Source organism: Pseudomonas sp. PNPG3, from assembly GCF_023093815.1.
Taxonomy (GTDB): domain Bacteria; phylum Pseudomonadota; class Gammaproteobacteria; order Pseudomonadales; family Pseudomonadaceae; genus Aquipseudomonas; species Aquipseudomonas asiatica.
Map to the genome: position 1 here is coordinate 80939 of NZ_JALLKV010000002.1, position 25297 is coordinate 106235.

The 25297-nt window shown below is 65.4% G+C and carries 20 protein-coding genes; 8 read left to right on the plus strand and 12 right to left on the minus strand.

Annotated features, from left to right (window positions below; translation table 11 throughout):
* Positions 1-85: 85 nt before the first annotated feature.
* The 6 genes from MJ643_RS02485 to MJ643_RS02510 all read right to left on the minus strand — a co-directional run bounded on the left by MJ643_RS02485 (position 86) and on the right by MJ643_RS02510 (position 6970).
* Complete coding sequence (locus tag MJ643_RS02485) at positions 86-697, minus strand: cell wall hydrolase (RefSeq protein ID WP_208209124.1); 612 nt, start codon at positions 695-697, stop codon at positions 86-88.
* Positions 698-732: 35 nt separating this feature from the next.
* Entirely contained in the window at positions 733-1650 is a 918-nt protein-coding gene (locus MJ643_RS02490; RefSeq protein WP_041505888.1) for an AEC family transporter, read from the minus strand.
* A 236-nt stretch (positions 1651-1886) separates the two neighbouring features.
* Positions 1887-2750 carry a LysR family transcriptional regulator gene (locus MJ643_RS02495; RefSeq protein WP_038409756.1) on the minus strand — a complete coding sequence of 288 codons (864 nt, stop codon included), beginning with the start codon at positions 2748-2750 and terminating at the stop codon, positions 1887-1889.
* Between the two features lie 108 nt (positions 2751-2858).
* On the minus strand, positions 2859-3707 hold the full coding sequence (locus MJ643_RS02500) for an ABC transporter permease subunit (protein ID WP_013972953.1): 849 nt from the start codon (positions 3705-3707) through the stop codon (positions 2859-2861).
* Positions 3704-4720 carry an ABC transporter substrate-binding protein gene (locus MJ643_RS02505; RefSeq protein ID WP_196184745.1) on the minus strand — a complete coding sequence of 339 codons (1017 nt, stop codon included), beginning with the start codon at positions 4718-4720 and terminating at the stop codon, positions 3704-3706. Before MJ643_RS02505 ends, MJ643_RS02500 begins: the two co-directional genes overlap by 4 nt.
* 105 nt (positions 4721-4825) lie before the next feature.
* The gene (locus tag MJ643_RS02510) at positions 4826-6970 is read right to left on the minus strand and encodes a methyl-accepting chemotaxis protein (protein ID WP_013972951.1); all 2145 of its coding nucleotides are present in this window, start codon (positions 6968-6970) and stop codon (positions 4826-4828) included.
* A 196-nt stretch (positions 6971-7166) separates the two neighbouring features.
* Here MJ643_RS02510 and MJ643_RS02515 point away from each other — a divergent pair, with 196 nt between their 5' ends.
* Positions 7167-8486, plus strand: a complete 1320-nt coding sequence (locus MJ643_RS02515) for a Na+/H+ antiporter family protein (RefSeq protein WP_013972950.1) — start codon at positions 7167-7169, stop codon at positions 8484-8486.
* A gap of 13 nt (positions 8487-8499) precedes the next feature.
* Here MJ643_RS02515 and MJ643_RS02520 read toward each other — a convergent pair whose 3' ends face one another.
* From MJ643_RS02520 to MJ643_RS02530, 3 genes are all read right to left on the minus strand, one after another.
* Positions 8500-9507 carry a FecR family protein gene (locus MJ643_RS02520; protein ID WP_013972949.1) on the minus strand — a complete coding sequence of 336 codons (1008 nt, stop codon included), beginning with the start codon at positions 9505-9507 and terminating at the stop codon, positions 8500-8502.
* A gap of 289 nt (positions 9508-9796) precedes the next feature.
* Positions 9797-11566, minus strand: a complete 1770-nt coding sequence (locus tag MJ643_RS02525; RefSeq protein ID WP_196184746.1) for an acyl-CoA dehydrogenase C-terminal domain-containing protein — start codon at positions 11564-11566, stop codon at positions 9797-9799.
* Between the two features lie 135 nt (positions 11567-11701).
* Positions 11702-13324, minus strand: coding sequence for an acyl-CoA synthetase (locus MJ643_RS02530; RefSeq protein ID WP_013972947.1), 1623 nt, complete (start codon positions 13322-13324; stop codon positions 11702-11704).
* A gap of 194 nt (positions 13325-13518) precedes the next feature.
* Between MJ643_RS02530 and MJ643_RS02535 the strand changes: the two genes are divergently transcribed.
* The 5 genes from MJ643_RS02535 (at position 13519) to MJ643_RS02555 (ending at position 19099) form a co-directional block, all read left to right on the plus strand.
* The gene (locus MJ643_RS02535) at positions 13519-14925 is read left to right on the plus strand and encodes an ATP-binding protein (protein WP_013972946.1); all 1407 of its coding nucleotides are present in this window, start codon (positions 13519-13521) and stop codon (positions 14923-14925) included.
* Between the two features lie 6 nt (positions 14926-14931).
* Positions 14932-15570 (plus strand): response regulator, encoded by a 639-nt coding sequence (locus tag MJ643_RS02540; protein WP_013972945.1) that lies wholly within the window; start codon positions 14932-14934, stop codon positions 15568-15570.
* Positions 15571-15869: 299 nt separating this feature from the next.
* On the plus strand, positions 15870-16343 hold the full coding sequence (locus MJ643_RS02545; RefSeq protein WP_208209125.1) for a MarR family transcriptional regulator: 474 nt from the start codon (positions 15870-15872) through the stop codon (positions 16341-16343).
* Between the two features lie 30 nt (positions 16344-16373).
* Entirely contained in the window at positions 16374-17567 is a 1194-nt protein-coding gene (locus MJ643_RS02550; RefSeq protein ID WP_024087263.1) for an HlyD family efflux transporter periplasmic adaptor subunit, read from the plus strand.
* Positions 17564-19099, plus strand: coding sequence for a DHA2 family efflux MFS transporter permease subunit (locus MJ643_RS02555; RefSeq protein WP_196184747.1), 1536 nt, complete (start codon positions 17564-17566; stop codon positions 19097-19099). The genes MJ643_RS02550 and MJ643_RS02555 overlap by 4 nt, the downstream gene beginning before the upstream one ends.
* 42 nt (positions 19100-19141) lie before the next feature.
* Here MJ643_RS02555 and MJ643_RS02560 read toward each other — a convergent pair whose 3' ends face one another.
* Together MJ643_RS02560 and rsxC are read right to left on the minus strand one after the other, a co-directional pair.
* Positions 19142-20092, minus strand: coding sequence for an RnfABCDGE type electron transport complex subunit D (locus tag MJ643_RS02560; protein ID WP_196184748.1), 951 nt, complete (start codon positions 20090-20092; stop codon positions 19142-19144).
* A complete protein-coding gene (gene rsxC / locus MJ643_RS02565; RefSeq protein WP_023663086.1) occupies positions 20089-21489 on the minus strand; it encodes an electron transport complex subunit RsxC in 1401 nt (466 codons plus the stop codon). The genes MJ643_RS02560 and rsxC overlap by 4 nt, the downstream gene beginning before the upstream one ends.
* 250 nt (positions 21490-21739) lie before the next feature.
* Here rsxC and MJ643_RS02570 point away from each other — a divergent pair, with 250 nt between their 5' ends.
* Both MJ643_RS02570 and MJ643_RS02575 read left to right on the plus strand, forming a co-directional pair.
* Positions 21740-22756 (plus strand): FAD:protein FMN transferase, encoded by a 1017-nt coding sequence (locus tag MJ643_RS02570; RefSeq protein ID WP_013972939.1) that lies wholly within the window; start codon positions 21740-21742, stop codon positions 22754-22756.
* A 76-nt stretch (positions 22757-22832) separates the two neighbouring features.
* A complete protein-coding gene (locus MJ643_RS02575; RefSeq protein ID WP_013972938.1) occupies positions 22833-23579 on the plus strand; it encodes an SDR family oxidoreductase in 747 nt (248 codons plus the stop codon).
* 9 nt (positions 23580-23588) lie between these two features.
* Here the strand turns inward: MJ643_RS02575 and MJ643_RS02580 are convergent, their stop codons facing one another.
* Positions 23589-25283, minus strand: a complete 1695-nt coding sequence (locus tag MJ643_RS02580; protein WP_013972937.1) for a response regulator — start codon at positions 25281-25283, stop codon at positions 23589-23591.
* Positions 25284-25297: the final 14 nt, after the last annotated feature.

Sequence of the window (25297 nt, forward strand, 5' to 3'; positions counted from 1 at the left end):
ACTGTTCATCTGAAAAGTGCGAATAGTTGGTAATCATTCCTATCGAACCACGCCTGTCTGCCGGTTTGCTGGCGCCCGGCGTCTATCAGCGCGCCACCGCCTGGTTCGGTTTATAGACCAGAAAATGCCTGGTCTGCGCCGTTCGGCGGTAGGCTTTGGCCCAGTCCGGGTGCACATTGCGGTCATGGAAGTACAAGGCACCCCCGGTGCGGTCTCTCAATTGCTGGTTGAGCGCCTTGCGCGCGATTTCCTTGGCAATGTCGTAGCGTTGCGCTTCTTCGACCTGGTCCGGGCGCCCGTCGCACCACCAGGAGAACTGGCAGGCCTTGCTTTCCACCCCCTGCTTGACCACGCCGCAGATGGTATCCGGGAAGCCATCGTGGCCCAGGCGGTTGAGCACGACGTTGGCCACGGCGGCCATGTCTTCGGCGTCGGCACCCTTGGCCTCCCAGTAAATGGTGCGGGCCAGGCAGGTGATGCTGTCATCCAGCGGCGCCTGGCCGGCCGGGTCCACTGCCTGTGCTTCGCCCGGTGTGAGGGTCTCGGCCTTTTTCGGGGGTGGCGTGTCATTCACCACTTTTTCCTCGAGCACCTCGGCCTTGTCCTCGGCAACGGCAGCCTTGGCCGGGTCGGCCGCGTGCAAGGGGCCTGCGAGCAGGGCCGAAACCAGGCCGATCACCATCCACGAAAGGCGCATGATGCAAGCTCCCGAACTGTGGGCTGGTTCACAGTCTAGCCAAGCGCAAGCATCAGCACCAAAGGCAGGGTGGCGGCGGCCAACACGGTCTGCAGGGCGATGATGGTGGCCATCAGCGGTGCGTTACCGCCCATTTGCCGGGCCATTACATAGGAAGATGATGCGGTCGGCAGTGCCTGGAACAGCACCGCGACAACCGCTGCCTGGCCACCCAGGCCAAGCAGGCGGCACAAGCCCCAGGTAGTCAGCGGCATGACCAGGAACTTGAATGCCGACGCCGCCATCAGCGGGCGCACCTGCTGGCCCAGGCGGGCACCACCCAGGGCTGCGCCGACGCACAGCAGGCCCAGCGGCAGGGCGGCCTGGCCCAGGGCCTTGACCGTGGGTTCGATACCCGCTGGCAAGCCCAGCCCACTGGCGCGCAGCAGCAACCCGCCGGCGCAACCGACAATCAAGGGGTTGGCGAAGATGGCCCGCAACACCGTGGCCGGTGAGCTATGGCGGGCGCTGAAGCGGGCGAACACCAGCACACAAAGCAGATTCACCAGTGGCACGATCGCGGCGTTGGCCACCGCTGCCAGGGCAATGCCGGCGCTGCCGTAGATACCCGCTGCAAGGGTGGCGCCGATGTAGTTGTTGAAGCGGATACCGCCCTGAAACACCGAGGTGAAGTCGGCACCGTCGTGGTTCATGGCGCCCTGGTACAGCACCAGCAGCACGGCCCCGGCCAGGGTCGAGAGCATCAGCACGCCAACCATGCCCAGCACCGGCACGCCTTCGAGGTTGGCGGTGGCCAGGCCATGGAGGAACAGCGACGGCAGCAGTACGTAATAGCTCAGGCGCTCGGCGCCGGGCCAGAAGTTATCGGCGAGAAAGCCGCGCAGGCGCAGGAAAGTACCCAAGGCAATCAGCAGGATGATCGGCAGCAGGGTAGTCAGCAGCAAGTGGAGCATGATCGACGTTCCGTGGTCGGGTACGGGGCACAGACTACTGGTGCGGATCGATCTGTAAAAACGTTGTTTTCTGCACTGACCATTGAGGAAAAATGCATGGTTGCTCTGGGGGCGCTGTGCGCCCCTTTCGCGACGCAAGGCCGCTCCCACAGGTTTGCCACTGCCTTCAAATGCAACGCGTTCGTTGTGGGAGCGGCCTTGTGTCGCGAAGGGGCCGCGCAGCGGCCCCGGCAATCTCAAGCCTCCAGCGCAGTCTTCAGCACCGCACTCAAATGCCGCCGCTGGCTCTTCTCATGCTCCAGCAACACCACGCGCCGGGTCAGCTGCGGTTCGCCAAATGGCAGGCAGGTAGCCGGTGGCAAGCGTTGCAGGTCGTCATCGGCCATGGGGATGATTGCCACGCCCAGGCCCATCACCGCCATGCGCGCCAGCGCTTCCTGGCTGTCCAGTTCCATCTGCTCGCTCACCTGCAGATGCTGGCGGCGCAGCTCCTGCTCGATCTGCCGCCCGGCCCAGGCACGCTTGTCGAAGCGCAGGAACGGCTGGCTGGCCAGCAACTGCGGCACGCTTAGCCCGGCCAGGTCCGGGCTGGCGATGGCCCAGAAGCGGTCTTCGAACAACGGCGTGAAGTCCAGGCTTTGCGGGTAGGGGCTGACCGGCTCGGTGGTGATTGCCGCATCGAGCTCGCCGTCTTCCACCCGTCGCGCCAGTTCCGCCGACATGCCGGAGGCCACGCTGACATGCAGCTGCGGATGGTGCGCCTTGATCCACACCAGCGCCTTGGGCAGGCGCCGCGCCAGCACGGTGTGGATCGCCCCCAGGCGCAGGCGGCCGCGCAGGCTCGGGCCGCTGGCCAGGGCGTCGGCCAGTTCGTCATAACTAGCCAGGATGGTCTCGGCGCGGGCGACCGCCAACTGGCCGGCTTCGGTCAGCGACACCTGCCGGCGGCTGCGGTCGAACAAGGTCACCTGCAGTTCGTCTTCGAGGGTCTTGATGTGCAGGCTTACCGCCGAAGGGGTGAGGCTGAGCAGGTCGGCGGCACGGGCGAAGGTGCCGTGGCGGGCGATGGTCACCAGGGTGCGCAAGGCTTTGAGGGACATGCGGGTGAGGTCCGGTTTCAAGCTGACAGAGATGCATTGTCAGGCCCGGCCCTTTCGCAGCACAAGGCTGCTCCTACAGCGAGTCGAGGCTGGTAGAGGCAGTATTTCTCAGCGCCCACCACGCCCATAGGCCTGGCTGATCCGATCGATCACCATGGCCAGGGCGACGATCGCCAGCCCGGCCTCGACGCCTTGGCCGACATTCAGCGTCTGGATCCCTGACAGCACATCCTCGCCCAGCCCGCGGGCACCAATCATCGAAGCCACCACCACCATCGACAGGGCCATCATCACCGACTGGTTGAGCCCGGCCATGATGCTCGGCAGCGCCAGCGGCAGGGCGATGCGCCGCAACCGCTGCCAGCGGCTGGCCCCCAGGCCATGGGCGGCTTGCAGCAGCGAAGGGTCGATCTGGCTCAGGCCCAGTTCGGTCAGCCGCACCAGCGGTGGCAGGGCATAGATCAGTGTGGCGAACACGGCGGGCACCTTGCCCAGGCCGAACAGCATCAGCACCGGGATCAGGTAAACGAAGGCCGGCAAGGTCTGCATCACATCCAGTACCGGCAACAGCAAGCGCTTCGCCAGTGGCCGGGCAGCCAGCAGGATGCCCAGCGGCACGCCCACCAGCACGCAGAGGCCGGTACTGACCAGCACCAACGCCATGGTCTGCAGCAGTTTGTCCCACAACCCGAGCATACCGATCAGGGCCAGCAGCGCCACCAGTACCGCGCTGCGCAGCACGCTGCGGCTGGCATGCCAGGCAAGCAGGCCGATCAGCAACAGCAGCAGCCACCACGGCAGCAGGCGCAGCAGGGTTTCCAGGCCGACCAGCAGTTGCAGCAACTGGTCCGAGACGCTGCGCAGGTGATCGCCGTAATGCAGTACCAGCCAGTCGACCAGGCGGTTGACGCTGTCGGCAAAGGAGAATTGCAGGGCCTCGGGGAAGCCGCCGCTCACAGGCTGGCCTCGACCTTGGTGGCAATGTCCGCAGGCAACCAGGCTTTCCACACCTCGCGGTTATTGCGCAGGAAGGTGAGGGCAGCGTCGCGGGGCGGCGTTCGCTTTTCGCTCATGTCGGCCAGTGCCTTGTTCAGTCGGTCGATGGGCAGGTCGACCCGCTCGAACATGCTCACCAGTTCCGGGTAGCCTTCGCGAAAGGCCTTGGACACGCCAATCGACAATTTGGCCGGCAGCGAGCTGCTGCCCTTGGGCTCGGGGTTGCCGACATCGGTGAGGGTGGCCCAGGCCTGGGCATCGAACGGCGGCTCTTGCAGGCGTATGAGCTTGTAACGCCCCATCAAAGGGGTCGGGTTCCAGTAGTAGAACAGCACCGGTTGGCCACGGCGGATGGCCGAGCCGATTTCGGCATCCATTGCAGCCCCGGAGCCACTGCGGAAGTTGGTATAGAGATCATTCAGCCCGTAGGCCTTGAGTTTCTGGCTGTTGACGGTTTCGGATGTCCACCCGCTGGGGCTATTCAGAAAGCGCCCTTTACCGGGTGACTCGGGGTCGCGGAACACCTGCGGGTAACGCTTGAGGTCCTCGACGCTGCGCAATTGCGGCGCTACGGGTTTCAGTTTGCGCGCGTCATCGCCCTCGATCACGTAGGCCGGCACCCACCAGCCTTCTTCGGCGTTCTTGACCGTGTCGCCCAAGGCAAACACCTGGCCGGCCTGTTCTGCCTTGACCCAGGCTGGGCTGCGCCCGGCCCATTCCTCGGCGATTACTTGCAGGTCGTTGCGCGCCAGGGCCACTTCCATGCTGACGGTGCTGCCGGGCAGGGTGTCGGTGGTGTAGCCGTAGCCACGCTCCACGATCAGCCGCAGGATCTCGGTGGTGAGGGCACCGCTTTCCCAGCCGATGGCGCCAAAGCGGATGGGCGTGGTGCGTTCTGCGGAGGCGGCGCTGTCGGTGCTGGCCAGGCCGACGGCGAGCAGCAGGCCGGCCAGCAACGTTGGAATCTTTTTCATGGGGCCTCTTGGAGTGGCGCTACTGAGTTGCCGCAAGTGTAGACGACCGGCTCCAGGCCCGGCAGGAAGGCCGCTGCACGCGATTGGCAGCGGCCTGCAAGTGACTTAGACGCGGAACTGGTCCATCAGCGCCTGTTGCTGGTTGGCCAGGCTGTTCAGCGACTGGCTTACCCGCGCCGACTCGTTGGCCTGCCCCGACAGCGATTCGGTGACATCACGGATGGTTGCCACGTTGCTGTTGATTTCCTCCGCCACTGCGCTTTGCTCCTCGGCGGCCGAGGCGATCTGCAGGTTCATGTCGGTGATCACCGTCACTGCCTGGCCGATGCGCTGCAGCGCGGTGACTGCCTGGCCAACCTGCTGCACGCCGCTCTGGGCCTGGCGGTGGCTGTTGTCCATGGCCCCGACCACCTCGCGAGTGCCGTTCTGCAAGGCCTCGATCACCTGGCGCGTTTCTTCCACCGATTCCTGGGTACGCTGGGCCAGGTTGCGTACCTCGTCCGCGACCACGGCAAAGCCACGGCCGGCTTCACCGGCGCGGGCCGCCTCGATGGCGGCGTTGAGCGCCAGCAAGTTGGTCTGTTCGGCGATCGAGCGGATCACCTCCAGCACCGAACCGATTTTCTCGCTGTTCTGCGCCAGGCCCTCCACTTCGCTCATGGCGTTGCTCATGTCGGCAGCCAGGGCATCGATGCTGTGGGTGGTGCGGTCGATCACCGCCAGGCCTTCGCGGGTGGCCTGGTCGGCATCGCGGGCGGCTTGCGCGGCCTGGGCGGCGCTGCGGGCGACGTCCTGGGCGGTGGCACTCATCTCGTGCGAAGCAGTGGCCACCTGGTCGACCTGGCGGTACTGCTGCTCCATGCCGGCGCTGGTCTGGGTGGCAATTGCCGAAGACTGGTCGGCGGTGCCACGGGCGGCCTGCACCGAGCGTTTGACCTCGGCAATTGTCGGCTGCAGCTTGTCGAGGAAGCGGTTGAACCAGCCGGCCAGTTCGCCCAGTTCGTCCTGCTTCTGGTAGGTCAGGCGGCGGGTCAGGTCACCTTCGCCGCTGGCAATGTCCTTGAGCATGCTTGCCACGCCGAGGATCGGCCGGGTAACGCCTCGGGCCATCAGCCACACCATCAGCAGGCCGGCAATCGCCGCCGCCAGGCCCAGGCCAAGTTCCAGCAGGGTGCCGCTGGTGTTCAGCGCGTCCAGTTCCTGTTTCAGCGCTTCGGCCGGCCCGGTCAGGGCGTTCTCCGGCACATCCAGCAGCACGCCCCAAGGCTGGGCATCCGGGATCGGCTGGAAGGCGGCCAGCACCTTCAGGCGCTGCTGGTCGTGCACGATGGTCATCTTGCCGTCGGCCAGCTTGCGCACCAGTTCAGCACCCTTGGCGGTGTCGACCTGGTCGAAGCGCTGGGCCAGCTTGCTGGCGTCGGCGCTGTAGCCGGCCAGCAGGCCGACCGGGCTGAGGATGCCGACCGTGGTGCGGCCTTCGTACAGGCTGCGGCTGGCCTCCTGGCTCAGGGCCTGCAGGCTGTTGAGGTTGATGTCGATGGACAGGGTGGCGATCACCTTGCCGTCGACTGCCAGCGGGAAGACGATGCTGGTCATCAGCACCTGCTGGCCATCGATGTCGTAGAAGTAGGGCTCCACCACGCACACCTTGCCGGATGTGCGCGGGCACACCCACCAGGTATTGGCTGGCTGGCCGCTGGGGCCGATCTCGGTGTTGGCCATGTCATGTTCGGGCAGGGCCATGGCCGTCAGCTGGCCGACACGCGGCTGCGACCAGTACAGGGCGAAGCGCCCGGTTTCGTTGCTGCCCAGTTCTGCCTTGCCGGCGAACAGGCTGTCCTTGTTGTCCAGGGCGTTGGGCTCGAATACCAGCGACAGGCCGAGCAGCTCAGGGTTGGCCTGCAGGGCGGCGCGCACCTGGCGGGTCATGTCCTCGCGCAGGTCGAAGGCATCGAGAAAGCGCTTTTCCGCCTGCTCGCGCAGGAACAGCACCTGGCGGGCGAAACCGGCGCCGTACTGGTAGGCGTCCATGAACTGGCGGCGGATGTTCAGCGCCTGCACCTCGCCCTGCGACTCGATGCGCGACTGCGCCGACTCGGTCAGCATCTGCATGCTGCTGGCCTTGACCAGGTCCGAGCTGTGGTCCATGCGATACAGCGACAGGCCGACGAGCAGGGTGACGATGCCGGCCAGGCAGAGACCGGCGAGCAGGGTGATCTTCCACTGGATGGAAAGTTGTCGCAAAGGCATGGGGTGGGTCCCTTGTAATAAGAGTGTGGCTGACGAATGTGTCGGCTGGCGCGGGCTTTTCTTTATTCAAACGTTCAATTTAATCCGCAGGCCGCGCGGGGCGTTGGTAATCCGCCGCAACATGGCGCTTTTGACATCTGCTGCCCACTGCTTCAGAGTGCGCGCTTTTTTTCTGTCGCAATGAGGTAAGCCAACCATGAATGCAGTGATCGCCGCGGTCGGCATCATGCTGATACTCAGCCTGTCCCGCGTGCACGTGGTCATCGCCCTGATCGTCGGGGCCCTGGCCGGTGGGCTGGTGGGGGGCCTGGGCATCGAAGGTACGCTCAAGGCCTTCAACGGCGGCCTCGGCGGCGGGGCCACGGTAGCCCTGTCCTATGCACTGCTGGGCGCCTTTGCCGTGGCCATCGCCAAGTCCGGCCTGGCCCATGCCCTGGCCGACCGCGCCCTGGCCATGATCGACCGCCAGGGCCACGCCAGTGGCGGCAAGGTCAAATGGTTGCTGGTGGGCCTGATGCTGGTGGTGGCAGTGTCGTCGCAGAACATCCTGCCTATCCACATCGCCTTCATCCCCTTGCTGGTGCCACCGCTGCTGTACGTGCTGACCCGCCTGCGCATCGACCGCCGGCTGATCGCCTGCGTGATCACCTTTGGCCTGATCACCCCGTACATGTTCCTGCCGGTGGGCTTTGGCAACATCTTCCTCAACGAAATCCTGCTGGCCAACGTCGCCCGCGCGGGTGTCGACGTGAGTGGCGTGAATGTCACCCACGCCATGGCCATCCCGGCCGCTGGCATGCTGGCTGGCCTGTTGCTGGCGGTATTCGTCAGCTACCGCAAGAAGCGTGACTACGACCTGGCGCGCATCGAGCAGGTGGAGCAGGTGAGCGTGCAGTACAACCCGCTGACCCTGCTGGTGGCCGGGCTGGCGATTGCCTCGGCGTTCATCGTCCAGTTGTGGCTGGACTCGATGATCATCGGCGCCATGGTCGGCTTCCTGATCTTCTCGCTGTCGGGCATCGTGCGCTGGAAGGACACTGACGACCTGTTCACCGAAGGCATGAAGATGATGGCCATGATCGGCTTCATCATGATTGCCGCCTCAGGCTTTGCCGACGTGATGAAGGCCACCGGTGAGGTGAACAGCCTGGTGGAAACCTCGGCGCAGTGGATCGACCACAGCAAGGGCGTCGGTGCCTTGCTGATGCTGCTGGTGGGCCTGCTGGTGACCATGGGCATCGGCTCGTCGTTCTCCACCGTGCCGATCCTGGCCGCGATCTTCGTGCCGCTGTGCGTGCAGCTGGGCTTCGACCCGCTGGCCACCGTGTGCATCGTTGGTACCGCCGGTGCCCTGGGCGACGCGGGCTCGCCTGCCTCGGACTCGACCCTGGGCCCGACCTCGGGGTTGAACGTGGATGGCCAGCACCACCATATCTGGGACACCGTGGTGCCTACCTTCATCCACTACAACCTGCCACTGCTGGCGTTCGGCTGGTTGGCGGCGATGACGCTGTAAGACGGGGAGGGCGTCAGCCCTTGTCGGGCGGTGGCGAGATGCGGTTGAGCACGGTGCTGCCGTCCTTGCTGCGGGTCAGGTAGACCGGCAGCACCTTGGGCAGGTTGTTGACCAGGCGCCCCACCTCACGGGTGTTGTAGATACCGCTGATGCGGATGCGGCCGGTGCTGGCGTCGGCCAGCAGCAGCGGTGCGTCGAGGTAGCGGTTGATTATCGGCAGGGCCTGTTCCAGGCTCAGGTTGTCGAGCACCAGCTTGCCGTCGCGCCAGGCCAGGCTGTTGCCGTAGTCCTCGCTCTGCTCCAGTTGCGGCTCGAAGTCGCCCTTGTGATAGCTGGCCTGCATACCAGGGCCCAGGCGGTAGCCACCGGTGCTGCCGTCGCTGGATACCAGTACCGAACCTTCCACCAGGGTGACCTTGACCTGGTCCTGGTACTTCCACACGTTGAACTGGGTGCCGGTGACGCGGGTCTGGCCACGACCGGCATGCACGATGAACGGGTGGCTGCTGTCGTGCTGCACCTTGAAGAACGCCTCGCCACGCTTGAGCGTGACCTGGCGCTGGTCCTTGTAGTTGAGGTAGGTGAGCTCGGTGTTGAGGTTGAGCTGCACCGTGCTGCCGTCGCTCAGCTGCACGGTCTGCATGTGCGCGCCGGCTTCGAAGTGCTGGTAGCGATTGGGCAGCCAGCCTTGTTCCCAGCCCACCCAGCCGGCCAGCGGCAGCACTGCCAGGGCGATCGCGGCGGCGGATGCCAGCGGCCGCCAGTTGCGCTGGCGCGCAGCCTTTTGCAGCGGCGGGTTGAAGTCGATGACGGTGGCATTGCGCGGCAGCAGGTCGGCGGTTTGCCAGATTTCCAGCATCGCCTGGTATTCCTCGGCATGCCGCGGGTCGGCCGCCAGCCAGCGGGCGAACGCCTCGCGCTCGGCCACCGAGCAATCTTCGGCGTGCATGCGCATGCACCAGTGCGCGGCGGCGTCGGTGATGGCATCGTCTGGGCTGGAATTGAGGCGGTCGTGGTTCATTGCGGCTCCGGGTTTTGCGCATTCTACCCTTGCGGGAGGGCTCCCGAGAACCGAGGTAATGGCGAATGACTATCAGTTGTGCCGGTTTTCGTCGGATTGGTGATGGTTTTTCAGCGTTTGAGAACCCTTCGCGCAGGTAAATTCAGGCTGAAATCGTTGGGGCTGCTGCGCAGCCCTTTCGCGACACAAGGCCGCTCCCACAGGTGCAGCGCTGCCCGATGGGTTGGTGGGATGCCTGTGGGAGCGGCCTTGTGTCGCGAAAGGGGCGCACAGCGCCCCCAGCGGCTCATCAGAACTGCGCCGCCTCCAAACCATAAAGGCTGCCACTACCTGCCCGGATACTGGCCTCCAGCCCCAACCCGCGCGGCAAGACCCGCTGGAAGAAGAACTCCGCACACGCAAGCTTGGCCCCATGAAACGCGGCATCCTCGTCACGCCTGGCCAACGCCACCGCCGCCATCCGCGCCCACATGAAGGCGTACGCAGTCAGCCCGAACAGCTGCAGGTATTCCACCGCCACCGCGCTGACCAGGTTGGCATCCTCGCCGGCCCGCGCCCGCAGCCAGGCGCTGGTCGCTTCCAGCCGCGCCAGGCTCGCTTGCAGGGCTTCACGGTGCAGGGGCGCATCAACGCTGAAGGCCCGCACCTCGGCGGCAAAGCCGGCCAGCGCCTGGCCACCGTCGGCCAGCACCTTGCGCCCGAGCAGGTCGAGGGCCTGGATGCCGTTGGTGCCTTCATAGATCTGCGCGATGCGCACATCGCGCACCCGCTGCTCCTGGCCCCATTCGCGAATGTAGCCATGGCCGCCATACACCTGCTGGCCGAGCACACAGCTTTCCAGGCCGTTGTCGGTGAAGAACGCCTTGGCCACCGGCGTCAGCAGCGCCACCAGGCGTTGCGCATGTTCGCGCTCGCCGGCGTCTTCGGCGTAGCGTGCCAGGTCCAGCTGCTGGCCGACGTAGGCGGCAAACGCCCGGCCACCTTCGGTGAGGGTGCGCATGGTCAGCAACATGCGCCGCACATCGCCATGGTGAATGATCGGGTCGGCAACCTTGTCCTGTGCCTGCGGGCCGCTGGCGGCGCGGCTTTGCAGGCGCTCGTTGGCGTAGCGGGCGGCGCTCTGGTAGGACGCCTCGGCACAACCGATGCCCTGGATGCCGATGGACAGGCGCTCGTAGTTCATCATGGTGAACATCGCCGCCAGGCCCTTGTTCGGCTCGCCGACCAGGTAGCCGACGGCACCATCGAAGTTCATCACACAGGTGGCCGAGGCCTTGATGCCCATCTTGTGTTCGATCGAGCCGCAATGGGCGGCGTTGCGCGCCCCCAGGCGGCCATCGGCCTCGACCAGGTACTTGGGCACCAGGAACAGCGAGATGCCCTTGGCGCCGGTGGGCGCATCCGGCAGCTTGGCCAGCACCAGGTGGACGATGTTCTCGGTCAGGTCCTGTTCGCCGCCGGTGATGAAGATCTTGCTGCCGCTGATGCGATAGCTGCCATCGGCCTGGGGCTCGGCGCGGCTGCGGATCAGCCCAAGGTCGGTGCCGGCATGGGGTTCGGTGAGGCACATGGTGCCAGCCCAGCGGCCTTCGTACAGGGGCGGCAGGTAGGTGGCCTTGAGTGTTTCGCTGGCGTGGGCATCGATCGCCAGGCAGCTGCCGGCGCTCAATGCCGAATACAGGCTGAAGCTGCAGTCGGCGGCGTAGAGCATTTCTTCGAACAGCACACCGAGCATTTTCGGCATGCCCATGCCGCCATGTTCAGGATTGCCGCCGAGGCCGACCCAACCGCCTTCACGGTAGGTGTGCCAGGCCTCGCGGAAGCCGTCGGGTGTAGTGACTTCACCAGCGGCGAAGCGCACGCCTTGCTCGTCACCGTTGCGGCTGAGCGGGGCAATCAGCTGGCCGGTGACTTTGGCTGCTTCCTCGAGGATGGCATCGGCGGTATCGGCGTCGATGCGCTCGGCCAGGGCGGGCAGGCGGGCCCACAGGGCCGGGGCGTTGAACACGTCATGCAGGACGAAGCGCATGTCGCGCAGGGGGGCGGAGTAGGTAGTCATCGGTAGCTCTTGAGAAGTGGGAAATCTGGGCTGGCCTCTTCGCGGGTAAACCCGCTCCCACAGGGATCGCGCCAAACCTGAGCACATTGCTGTACCTGTGGGAGCGGGTTTACCCGCGAAGAGGCCGCTACGGGTTCAGAGGGCTTTGGCCCGGTCGCGCAGCACGTACTTCTGGATCTTGCCGGTGGAGGTCTTGGGCAGTTCGCCGAACACCACGGTCTTCGGCACCTTGAACCCGGCCAGGTGCTCGCGGCACCAGCTGGTGATGTCGGCTTCGCGGGTGTCTTCGCGGCCCGGCTTGAGCGCAACGAAGGCGCACGGGGTTTCCCCCCATTTTTCATCCGGGCGCGCCACCACCGCGGCCTCCAGCACCGCCGGGTGCTTGTACAGGGCGTCTTCGACCTCGATGGTGGAAATGTTCTCGCCACCGGAAATGATGATGTCCTTGAGCCGGTCCTTGATCTCGACATAGCCGTCGGTATGCCACACAGCCAGGTCACCGGTATGGAACCAGCCGCCACGGAAGGCTTCGGCGGTAGCCTCGGGGTTCTTCAGGTAGCCTTTCATCACCGTGTTGCCACGCATGAAGATCTCGCCCAGGGTGTTGCCGTCGCGCGGTACCGGCTCGAGGGTTTGCGGGTCGGCGACCATCAGGCCGTCGAGGGTCGGGTAGCGCACGCCCTGGCGGGACTTGATCCGTGCCCTCTCTTCCAGCGACAGGTCATCCCATTCGTCATGCCAGGCACACACGGTCACCGGGCCGTAGACTTCGGTCAGGCCGTAGGTGTGGGTGACCTGGATGCCCATCTCTTCCACTGCGCCGATGACCTTCGCAGGTGGCGCGGCGCCCGCGACCATGGCCTGCACCGGGTGCTCGATGGCCGCCTTGGCCGCCTCGGGCATGTTGACCAGGGCGTTGAGCACGATCGGCGCGCCGCACAGGTGGCTGACCCGGTGCTCGCGGATCAGGGTCAGGATCTTCTGCGGGTCGACCCGGCGCAGGAACACATGGGTGCCGGCCAGCGCGGTGATGGTCCATGGGTAGCACCAGCCGTTGCAGTGGAACATCGGCAGGGTCCACAGGTACACCGGGCGATGGCCCATGCCCCAGACCATCTGGTTGCCCAGGGCGTTCAGGTAAGCGCCACGGTGGTGGTAGACCACGCCCTTGGGGTTGCCGGTGGTGCCGGAGGTGTAGTTGAGCGAGATCGCCTGCCACTCGTCATCGGGCCATTCCCAGGCAAAGTCCGGGTCGCCTTCGGCTAGGAACGCTTCATAATCCAGTTCGCTGACCGCACGGCCTTCGCCGTACTCCGGGTCATCCACATCCACCACCAATGGCGGGTGCTCGAGCAAGGCCAGGGCCGCCTCGATGACGGTGTGGAACTCGCGGTCGGTGATCAGCACCTTGGCCTCGCCATGCTGCAGCATGAAGGCGATGGCCTCGGCGTCCAGGCGTACGTTCAGGGTATTGAGCACGGCACCGGTCATGGGCACGCCAAAATGGGCTTCGAGCATGGCCGGAATGTTGGGCAACATCACCGCCACGGTGTCGCCACGGCCGATACCCCGGCCCACCAACGCGCTGGCCAGGCGCCGACAGCGTTGGTAGGTCTGCTGCCAGTTACGGCGGATGGCACCGTGGATCACCGCCGGATAATCGCCATATACGGCAGCGGTGCGTTCGATGAAACTCAGCGGGGTGAGGGCGACATGGTTGACGGCAGCGGGCATCAGGCCCTGGGCATAGATCGACATGCGGTAATCCTGTAGAGGAGGCAGGCACAACCTGTGCGCTTGACCCCCGGTGGCTGATTGTTAGCTCTGTTCAGGGTGCAGGGAGGCGGACGGTGGGCCGCTCCCCTTGTCGCAGTTTTACGCGAGTCGCTATGGTATTAGGAATATCGACTATAGCAATATAGTAAAACTACTATAACAACGAGCCGCCTACCGTGGACAACACTGCCTATCCCTTGCTCGCCAAGGACCCGCAACCCAGCCTGATGCTGGCCGGCGACGCCAGGCCGCTGGCACTCAACCCGGCGCTGCAGGCCTGGGTCGATGAAGGCCCGGCACTGGCCAGCTGGCTGCCGGGCAACTGCGCCGCCCTGGTGCGCGCCTGCCTGCGCCAGCGCCGGGCGATCGCCGATGTCGAGGTGCAGGTTGGTGAACGCATCGTGCTGTGGAGCTTCATCCCTGACGACCAGGGCCAGCAGGTGCTGGCGCGTGGCCGCGACGCCAGCGACGAGCGCCATGGCGCCCGCGAGGCCAGCCGCGCCCGGCGCCTGTACCGGCTGATCATCGAGAACACCACCGACCTGATCTCTCGGCACAGCCCCGACGGCCGTTTCCTCGATGCCTCGCCGGCGGCATTCCGCCTGCTAGGCCTGTGGCCCGAGCAGCTGCGCGGCATGGCCGTGCATACCCTGCTGCACCCGCGCGAGCGCCGCCAGGTGCTGCGCCAGGCCGCCGCCGCCCTGGACCAGGACGGCTACCACACCATGACCTGCCGGGTGCGCCAGGCCGCAGGCGGCTACCGCTGGTTCGAAATCGCCAGCCGGGCCATCCGTGAAACCTACACCGGCGCGGTGGTGGAGGTGGTCAGCGTGTCCCGCGACATCACCCTGCGCATCGAGGCCCAGGAAAGCCTGGCGCACAGTGCCCGGCTGGCCACCTTGGGCGAGCTGGCTTCGGGCATTGCCCACGAGATCAACCAGCCGTTGGCTGCGGTGGTCAACTATGCCAACGCCAGCCAGCGTTACCTGCAGGGCCTGGAGCGCGACCCGCAGGCCCGAGAGCGGGTAGGGCAGGGCCTGCAGCGCATCAGCGAACAGGCCACCCATGCCGCCGAAGTGATCCGCCGCCTGCGCGCCTTCCTGCGCAAGGGGCCGCGCCGCCTGCAGGCGCTGGACGTGGCCGAGGTGGCCGGCGAAGCCATGCGCCTGTGCGCCTGGGAAGCCGCGCGTGACCAGGTGGTGGTCGAGTTGCGCATGAGCGCGCAGCTACCCTTGGTGTATGCCGACCGGGTACTGCTGGAGCAGGTGCTGTTGAACCTGTTGCGCAACGCCATCGATGCCAACCGCGAGCAGCATGGCGAGCGGCCGTCACGTATCCTGCTGGGCGCTGCGCGCGATGGTGATGGCGTGCTGGTCGAGGTGGCCGACCAGGGCCCGGGCGTGGCGCCCGAGCGCCTGGATGAAATCTTCACGCCGTTCACCACCAGCAAGGCCGACGGCCTGGGCCTTGGCCTGAGCATGAGCCGCAGCCTGATCGAGGGCTTTGGTGGCAGCCTGTGGGCGCGAGCCGGTGACAATGGCGGACTGGTACTGTGCTGCCGACTGGCGGTCAGCAGGGGGTAAGGGGAGATGGCGGTGCAAGCGAAAGTGTATGTGGTCGATGACGACCAGGGTATGCGCGACTCGACGGTGTGGTTGTTGCAGTCGGTGGGTTTGCAGGCCTTGCCGTTCGCCGGCGGGCAGGCGTTTCTCGACGCCTGCGTCGACGATGGGCCGGCCTGTGTGCTGCTGGATGTGCGCATGCCGGGGCTGGGCGGGTTGGCGGTGCAGCAGGCGATGCGCGAGCGTGGCCTGGGTTTGCCGGTGATCTTCGTCAGCGGGCATGCCGATGTGCCGATCGTGGTGCGGGCATTCAAGGCCGGCGCCTGCGACTTCATCGAGAAACCCTACAACGACCAGTTGCTGCTCGACAGCGTGCAGGCCGCGTTGGAAAGCGCCGGGCGGGCACGCCAGGACGACCAGGCGCTGGCCCGGGTGCAGGCGCGCATCGACGGCCTGACCCCACGCGAGCGCGACGTGTTCGTGCCGTTGGCCCAAGGGTTGAGCAACCGCGAAATTGCCGAGCGGTTGGGCGTCAGTGTGAAGACGGTGGACCTGTACCGGGGGCGGGTGATGAAGCGGTTGCAGGCCGATAGCCTGGCGGAGTTGGTGGGCATGGCCATTGCCTGCGGGGCGGTGGAGGCACTGGGCCTGCGATTGCGGCAGTGACAGCAGTCACAGTTCCCTGTGGGAGATGACCCAGCCCTTTGGGCTGCGTTGTCGCGTAGATAACTGAAATCGCAAGCAGTCCGCGTACCCTGTGGGAGCGGCTTCAGCCGCGAAGAATCCAATGCGGTGCATGGCACCGGCTGCGCCGGTGTTCGCGGCTAAAGCCGCTCCCACAAGAGCCTCCCTCGGCAGGCGAGAGAAGGGGAACATCATGAAATTTTCCATAGCAACCTAATCAAAGCTTTGACATTCACTGCCTAGGCAGTAATATTTCTACACAATTACCCGAGCAGCCTCCAATGGCCCATTTCTCCCCTGAAAACTTCCAGACCTGCGCCATCGGCATGCTGCTTGGCCGGGCGGCGATCCTGAAGGACCGCACTCTCGACTGGCACCTCGAATCCGAAGGCGTCACCGCCGCGCAGTTCAAGGTGCTGATCATCGTCACCCAGTACCAGGTGGACACCCCGGCCGAGCTGTGCCGGTACCTGGGCCTGGACAGCGGATCGATGACCCGCATGCTCGACCGCCTCGAGCAGAAGGAACTGATCGTGCGCAACCGTTGCGCCGACGACCGTCGCCAGGTGCACCTGGCGCTTACCGCCGATGGCCAGCGCCTGGCTGACCGCCTGCCGGAAATCGGCGCGGCGGCCATGAACGAGCTGTGCGGCGTGCTGGCACCCGAAGAGCTCGCGACCCTGGAAGGCCTGCTGGCCAAGGTCCTGCTCGCTGCCGGCGACCCGTTGACGATCCGCCGCTTCGGCGATCGTTGATCCCTGTCACGAATTATCCAAGGTATTGCCATGGCCACTCCCGCAGACACCCCGACTCCCTCCGCCGCGCCCGAACCGTCGCGCAAGCGCAAGGCCTGGCTGCTTGGCCTGGTGTTGCTGCTGATCCTTGCCGGCGTCGGTGCCTGGGCCTGGTACAGCCTGGTCGGGCGCTGGCACGAAAGCACCGACGATGCCTACGTCAACGGCAACGTGGTAGAGATCACCCCGCTGGTCACCGGCACTGTCACCAGCATCGGTGCCGATGACGGCGACCTGGTCCACGCCGGCCAGGTATTGCTGCAATTCGACCCGGCCGACAGCCAGGTGGCCTTGCAGGCCGCCGAAGCCAGGCTGGCGCGCAGCGTGCGCCAGGTGCGCGGGTTGTACAGCAACGTCGACGCGCTCAAGGCCCAGCTGGAAACCCGCCAGGCCGAGCTGCGCAAGGCCCGCCAGGACTTCAACCGGCGCAAGGTACTGGCCGACAGCGGCGCGATAGCTGCGGAAGAATTGTCTCATGCCCGCGACGACCTGAGCGTGGCCGAGGCCGCCGTCAACCGTGCACGCCAGCAGCTCAGCACCAGCAGCGCACTGGTCGACGACACCGTGGTGTCCTCGCACCCCGAGGTGATGGCCGCCGCCGCCGACCTGCGCCAGGCCTACCTCGACCATGCCCGCACCACCCTGGTGGCACCGGTCACCGGCTACGTTGCCAAGCGTACCGTGCAGCTGGGCCAGCGCCTGCAACCGGGTACCGCGACCATGGCGGTGATCCCGCTGGACCAGGTGTGGATCGATGCCAACTTCAAGGAAACCCAGCTGCGCGACATGCGTATCGGCCAGCCGGTGCAGATCAGCGCCGACCTGTACGGCAGCGAGGTCAGGTACAGCGGCACGGTCGACAGCCTTGGCGCTGGTACCGGCAGCGCCTTCGCCCTGTTGCCGGCGCAGAATGCCACCGGTAACTGGATCAAGATCGTCCAGCGCGTGCCGGTACGCATCCACCTCAGCCCCGACCAGCTCAAGGACCACCCGCTGCGTATCGGGCTGTCCACCGTGGTCGAGGTCGACCTGCACGACCAGAGCGGCCCGACCTTGGCCCAACAGCCACCGCAGCAGGCCAGCTATATCACCCAGGTGTATGACCGCCAGCTGGTCGAAGCCGACAACCTGATCGCCCGGCTGATCCACGAAAACAGCGCAACCGGCAAGACGGCCCAGCGATGAGCAACAACGCTGCTGCCCAGTTCACGCCGCCGAGCCTGCTGCTGACCACCATCGGCCTGTCGCTGGCGACGTTCATGCAGGTGCTCGACACCACCATCGCCAACGTGGCCTTGCCGACCATTTCCGGCAACCTGGGGGTGAGCTACGAACAGGGCACCTGGGTCATCACCTCGTTCGCGGTGAGCAACGCCATCGCCTTGCCGCTCACCGGTTGGCTCAGCCGACGGTTTGGCGAGGTGAAGCTGTTCATCTGGGCCACGCTGCTGTTCGTGCTGGCCTCGTTCCTGTGCGGTATTGCCCAGTCGATGCCGGAGCTGGTCGGTTTTCGCGTGTTGCAGGGTGTGGTGGCCGGGCCGTTGTACCCGATGACCCAGACTTTGCTGATCGCCGTCTATCCCCCGGCCAAGCGCGGCATGGCCCTGGCGCTGCTGGCGATGGTCACGGTGGTGGCGCCGATTGCCGGGCCGATTCTCGGCGGCTGGATAACCGACAGCTACAGCTGGCCGTGGATCTTCTTCATCAACGTGCCCATCGGCCTGTTCGCCGCCGCCGTGGTCCGCCAGCAGATGCGCACCCGGCCGGTGGTCACCAGCCGCCAGCCGATGGACTACATCGGCCTGCTGACGCTGATCATCGGCGTTGGCGCCTTGCAGGTGGTGCTGGACAAAGGCAACGACCTGGACTGGTTCGAATCGTCGTTCATCATTGCCGGAATCCTGGTCTCGCTGGTGTTCCTGGCGGTGTTCGTGATCTGGGAACTGACCGACCGTCACCCGGTGGTCAACCTGCGCCTGTTCGCGCACCGCAACTTCCGCGTGGGCACCATCGTGCTGGTAGGGGGCTATGCCGGGTTCTTCGGCATCAACCTGATCCTGCCTCAGTGGCTGCAGACGCAGATGGGCTATACCGCTACCTGGGCCGGCCTGGCGGTGGCGCCGATCGGCCTGTTGCCGGTGCTGATGTCGCCGTTCGTGGGCAAGTACGCCCACCGCTTCGACCTGCGTGTGCTGGCCGGGCTGGCGTTCCTGGCGATCGGCAGCAGCTGCTACATGCGTGCCGGGTTCACCAGCGAGGTGGACTTCCAGCATGTGGCGCTGGTGCAGTTGTTCATGGGTATTGGCGTTGCGCTGTTCTTCATGCCGACCTTGAGCATCCTGCTGTCCGACCTGCCACCGCAGCAGATCGCCGATGGCTCGGGCCTGGCGACCTTCCTGCGTACCTTGGGCGGCAGTTTCGCGGCGTCGCTGACCACCTGGATCTGGATTCGCCGGGCGGACCAGCACCATGCCTACCTGAGCGAGCACATCAGCCAGTTCGACCCGGCCACGCGACATACCCTGGAGCAGCTGGGCGGGGCCAGCCCGCAGAGCTATGCGCAGCTGGAGCAGATACTCAACGGGCAGGCGTACATGATGTCGACGGTGGACTACTTCACCCTGATGACCTGGGTGTTTGCCGGGTTGATCCTGCTGGTGTGGTTCGCCAAACCGCCCTTTACCGCCAAGGCGGGGCCGGCGTCGGCAGGGCACTGAGCCGGGCCAGAACAAGGCCCAGGCTCTTTGCCAAATGCCATGTCAGGCACTCGCTGCTGCGTACCAGGGCCGCTGCATGCGCAGCACCAACCGGTCGATCTGCGGCACCAGCAGGTTGCCGGCCAGCACAGCGAAGCAGAGGCCATCGGCGTAAAGCCCGAACTCGCGAATCAGCTCGGTCAGCGTGCCGACGGTCACGCCGAAGAGGATGCGACCGGCGCGGGTATCGGGGCTGGTGACCGGATCGGTGGCGATGAAGAAGGCGGTGAAGAGATAGCCGCCGAGGCTGAGGTTGTAAACGGCTTCCTGCAGGCTGTGGCCGGCAGCCATGCACAGCAATACTGTGCTCGCGATCATCGCCAGCGGAATCTCGATGCGGATCACCCGCAGCGAAGCCAGCAGCAAACCGCCGGCAATGTAGCCGAACCCCGACAGATTGTGGGTGACATGGGTGAACTCGTTCTGCGCCAGTTGCGTGGCGCCGGCGAACGCATCGAGCTCCAGGCGCGGCACCAACTGTAGCTGTTGGAGCAGAACGTCCTTGGCGTCCAGGGTTGCGGTCCAGGGGGCATGGTTCGATGGCGCGGGGTACAACTGCTGGTAGAAGCAGATGGCAACCACCCCCAGGCCAACCATGGCAGGGTTGAGGCGGTTGCGACCAAGGCCTCCACTGGCGTGCTTGCACAGTGCCAGAGCAGCAAAACTGGCCAGGGCGATCATCCACAACGGCACCATCAGCGGCAATGCCCGAGCCAGTATCAGGCCCAGCACCAGCCAGCTGAGGTCGCTCAAACCCTTGCGTACGTCATGCCCGCGCAGGCGCAGCAGGGCGGCTTCGAAGCCCAGGGCAAACAGCACGCACCAGAACACCTGCAACCAGACCACGACGCCGAATTGCCAGGCATACAGGACGGTGCCCGGCAGCAGGCACAGGACGACCAGCAGCATCACCGTGCGCAGCCGTTGCGGGATGGGGTGGCGTATCAAGCTCATGCGCGGACCTCCGTCTTGCTTTGGCGGAAGCGTTCGCGTAGCGGGATATTGCTTGGGCAGATGCTGCTGCAGCTGCCGCATTCGATGCAGGCATCCAGGCGCAGTTCCTGCAGGCTGGTCTTGTCCAGGCGCTCGGCGGCAGCGTAGAGGTCCAGCGGCCGCAGCGACATCGGGCAGACATCCACGCAGCGCGTGCAGCGAATGCAACTGCTGGCGGGGCGAGCAGCCGGCAGGTAGCGCTCGGCGCCGAAAATCAGGCAACTGCTGGTCTTGCTGACGAAGGCGTTGGCGTCCGGTAGCGGCTGCCCCATCATCGGGCCTCCGACTTGGGTCAACTGCCCTGTGGGGGACGCGCCAGCAATCGCGCGCAGTTCGCTGACCGGGTAACCCACCGGCACCCGCACATTGCCGGGGCGCTCGCAGTCACCTGTCAGCGTCAGCACGCGGCTGGTCAGTGGTTCGTCCTGGAAGACAGCCCGGCCCAGCGCGTAGAGCGTTGCGACATTCAGGGCGAGGACGCCGATATCGGCGGGGCGGCTCCCCGGGGCCAGGTTGCGGCCACTGAGGCTCTTGATCATCAACGGCTGCCCACCTGCTGGGTAACGCTCCGGAAGTGGACAAATCTCGACCCGGGTGCGCGCCTGGCGTGCGGCGGCACGTAACGTGGTCATCGCCTCCGGTTTGTTGGTTTCGATGCCGAAACGGGTTGCCGTTATTCCCAGCAGCGCGGCGACATAGTCGGCGGCCTCGATCAACGCTTCGGCATTTTCACGCATGAGGCGGTCATCGCAAGTAAGGAAGGGCTCGCATTCGGCACCGTTGATCAGCAGCAGGTCGGGCTGCTGTGCGTCGGCCAGCTTGAGGGCCGTGGGGAAACCCGCACCACCAAGGCCGACTATGCCCATCTGCAATGCGCGCTCGACCAGCGCCTCTGGCGTTTGCGGCAGGCCCGGTGCCGGGCGTTCGAGCCACTCGTCCAGGCCATCTGCGTTCAGGATGACGGCCATGACTGGCTCGGCCGAGTCGGCCGCGAAGACGTGATCGATCCGGTCCACGATGCCGGAGGTACTGGCATGCACCCAAGCGGTGGTGTTGTCGCCAATACCGATCACTTCGCCCTTGCGCACATGCTGCCCCGGCTGCACGCAAGGCTGGACAAACCGCCGACCCCGCCCGAGGGGAATCGCCAGCTGGACTTTACCGACCACGACCGGGGCAACCGGCGTAGCGTTGGATAGTTCCTTGTATCCCCTGAGCTCGATCCCTCCGTGCCAACTACGCTGAGAGGATGAGGCGATGGCCAGCAGACGGCGCCAGAAAGGTTTCTGTTGCGGCTGACGCTGGGCGCGGATGCGGCTCTGCAGGCGTTCGACGCTCTGCAACGAATGGCTAGACATGTAATGTCCTCCAATTTTTGGGCAAAGAACGCCCCTGTGCGCTTATGCACATGGTTGTTTTATTGCTTCCGGGACGTTAAGCGGAAAGGGAGGGGGATGAATGATCACCCGCGCAGATCAGAGTGTTCGATGAGGAGTTTGTTCGGTTTTTGACCAGGTTTGCTGATGAACGGTAGGCCAATTGCCATCTCGCAACTCTGGTGAAATAGCCTGCGCCGCGTACGGGCGGCCAGAGTCTGCGAGGTGTCCAATGATGCGCGCAAGCCTGCTGGTGATGCTGGTGACGTTGCTGTATGGCTGCGGCGACAGGATTGAACGCTTTGGCGGGCCGACCATGGGGAGTACGTATTCGATCCAGTACGTACCCACTGCACAGACGCCCGATTCGCGGCAAGTAAAGGCCGAAGTCGAGCTTGTTCTCCAGGCCCTCGACAAGCAGTTCTCCAACTGGCGCGGCGATTCCGTGGTTTCCCGCTTCAACAACCTGCCGGCCGGCGCCTGTCAGGCAGTGCCGCAAGAGATGCAGCAATTGCTGGCGTACGGTGTTTCTCTGTTCCGCGAGAGTGGCGGGGCTTTCGACCTGACGGTCTTGCCATTGATGAACCTCTGGGGCTTCGGCCCGCAGTCACGCGGTAGGCAGGTGCCGGACGCCAGCACGCTGGCACGGGAGCAGGCACGGGTAGGGCTGCAGCACTTGCACCTGGATGGAGAAAAGCTGTGCAAGGATGTGGCGGCGCAGCTGGATTTCGACAGCATGCTCGCCGGTTATGCAGTGGATCGGGTGGGCGACAGGCTTGCGGCCCTGGGTATCCAGGCCTATCTGGTCGAGATCACCGGTGAACTCAAGGGCGTCGGCCGCAAGCCGGATGGCTCGCCCTGGCGCATCGCCCTCGAGGTACCGAGTGGTGGGGGCGAACAGCAAGTGGAGCGCGCCATCGCCCTGGATGGCTACGGCGTTGCCACCGCCGGCGATTACCGCAACTATTTCGAGGAAGGTGGCCAGCGTTATTCGCACACCTTCGATCCCCGTGTCGGCAGGCCGGTCAAGCACGCGCTGGCGGCAGTGTCGGTGGTCGACCCTTCGGTGTTGCGTGCCGATGCCCTGGACACACTGTTGATGGTGCTGGGCCCGGAGGAAGGCTATGCCTTCGCCGAGCGGAATGAAATCGCTGCCTACTTCATCATGCACCAGGGGCTGGGTTTCGTTGCGCGGGCGACGCCGCGGTTCGAGACGTTGTTTCCCGGGCAAGGCAAACCCACGCAGTAGCAGAAGGAAAGGTCATTCCCACGCGCTGCCTTTTCCCCTATTGTCGATGCTCCCTTTCCAAACGATTGGCAGACCCATGGAGCAAGTCATAGTCATCACCGGTGCCAGCCGCGGCATCGGCGCCGCCACGGCGCTGCTGGCCGCCCGTCAGGGCTACCGCATCTGCATCAACTACCACGCCGACGACCAGGCCGCCGAGGACATCCTCGGCCAGGTCCGAGCCCTGGGCGCCAAGGCCATCACCGTGCGCGCCGACGCCAGTGTCGAGGATGAGGTCATCCAGCTGTTCCAGCGCGTTGACGAAGAACTCGGCCCGGTCACCGCGCTGGTAAACAACGCAGGCACCATCGGCCAGCAAAGCCGGGTTGAGGACATGTCCGAATTCCGCCTGCTCAAGGTCATGAAGACCAACGTCGTCGGCCCCATGCTCTGCGCCAAGCACGCACTGAAGCGCATGGCACGCCGGTACGGCGGGCCGGGCGGGGCCATCGTCAACGTGTCGTCGGTGGCCGCCCGCCTGGGCTCGCCCAACGAATACGTGGACTATGCCGCTTCCAAGGGCGCCCTCGACACCTTCACCATTGGCCTGGCAAAGGAAGTGGCAGGCGAGGGCGTGCGGGTAAATGGTGTGCGGCCAGGCTATATCCATACCGGGTTCCACGCGCTGTCGGGCGACTCCGACCGGGTCAGCAAGCTCGAGCCCGGCTTGCCCATGGGCCGCGGCGGGCGCCCCGAGGAAGTGGCCGAGGCCATCCTCTGGCTGCTCTCGGACAAAGCCTCGTACTCCACCGGCAGCTTCATCGACCTGGGCGGCGGGCGCTGAGCGCGCCGGTCAATCCTCCAGCAGCGTGCGTACCCGTTCGGCCAGCACTGCCAGCTCGAACGGCTTGGTCAGCACCTGAGTGCCTTGCAGCAACTGGCCGTCACTGAGCGCCGCGCTTTCGTCGTAGCCGGTGATGAACAGTACCTTGAGGTCGGGGTGGCGCTCGCGGCAACGTTCAGCCAACTGGCGGCCATTCAGGCCGCCGGGCAGGCCGATATCGCTCAACAGCAGGTCTGGCCGCTCGCCAGCTTGCAGATGGGCGAGGGCAGCCGGGCCGTTCTCGAATGCATCGACCCGATAACCCAGTTCTTCCAGCACCTCGCAGACGACCACGCGCAAGGCGGCCTGGTCTTCGACCAGCAGGATACGCTGCGTGGCGCCGCTGCTTTTTTCCAGCAGTGTGTGCAGTGGCCTGGGTGCCGGGGCTTCGGGGTGCTGGTGGTGGCGGGGAAGCAGCAGCTCGATGCGGGTGCCTTCGCCAGGTGTCGACAACACCCGTAGCTGCCCGCCCGACTGGCGCACGAAACCATAAGTCATCGACAAGCCCAGCCCAGTGCCCTGGCCCATGGGCTTGGTGGTGAAGAACGGGTCGACGGCGCGCTCGGCCACCTCCGCCGACATGCCCTTGCCGTTGTCGCTGATGCTCAGCCGTACGTATTCGCCAGCTGGCAGTTCCAGTGCACGGGCTTGCTGGTCGTCGAGCAGCAGGTTGTCACCGAGGATATCGATCACGCCGCCGGCAGGCATGGCATCGCGGGCATTGATGCACACGTTGAGCAGGGCGCTTTCCAGTTGCGGCGGGTCGATGAAGGTCGGCCATAGCTGGCAGGGGAATTGGCTGGTCAGGGTGATGGAGGGGCCGATGGTGCGGCGCAGCAGCTCCTCCATGCCGCCCACCAGCGTGGCCACCTGCGTGGAGCAGGGCTGCAGGGTCTGCTGACGGGAAAATGCCAGCAGCCGGTGTACCAGCGAAGAGGCCCGCTGCGCCGAGCCGCTGGACAGCTTCAGCAATGGCTCCAGGGCGTCGAAACGGGATTGCTCCAGGCGTTGGCGCATCAGCTCCTGGGCACTGAGGATGCCGCCCAGCAGGTTGTTGAAGTCGTGGGCGATGCCGCCACTGAGCTGGCCGACCGCTTCCATCTTCTGTGCCTGGCGCAGGGCTTCCTCGGCCTTGGCCTGTTCTGCCAGTGCCGCATTCACCCGTTGTTCCAGTTCCTCGTTCAGGCGCTGCAGGGCCTGCTCTGCCCGTCGGCGTGCAGTGACGTCCTTGAACAGTACCGCCACCTGGCGCTTTTCGGCAGGCTCTACGCGGAAGGTGGTCACCGACAACACATGGCCGGTGGCGACCAGTTCCTGCTCGAAATGCAGCGGCTCGCCCGTGCGCAGCACCGCGCCATAACGGGCGACCCAATCGTCGGCCTCATCGGGCACCATCTCGCGCAGTTTCTGCCCGACCACGTTGGGGATGCCGGCATGCTTGGCATAGGCCGCATTGGCCAGCACATGCACATAGTCGCTCAGTGGGCCGTGCGGGCCGTCGAAGAACTCGATGATGCAGAAGCCTTCGTCCATGGTGTCGAAGAGCGAGCGGTAGAAGTCCTGATCGTGTTGCTGATGGCTTGCCAGGCGGGCTTCCAGCAGCGCGTTCTGTTGCTGCAGGGCTTCGACTTGTTGGCGCAGTGAAAGCAGGTCGCGGGAGGGCATGCCGACGTCCGACA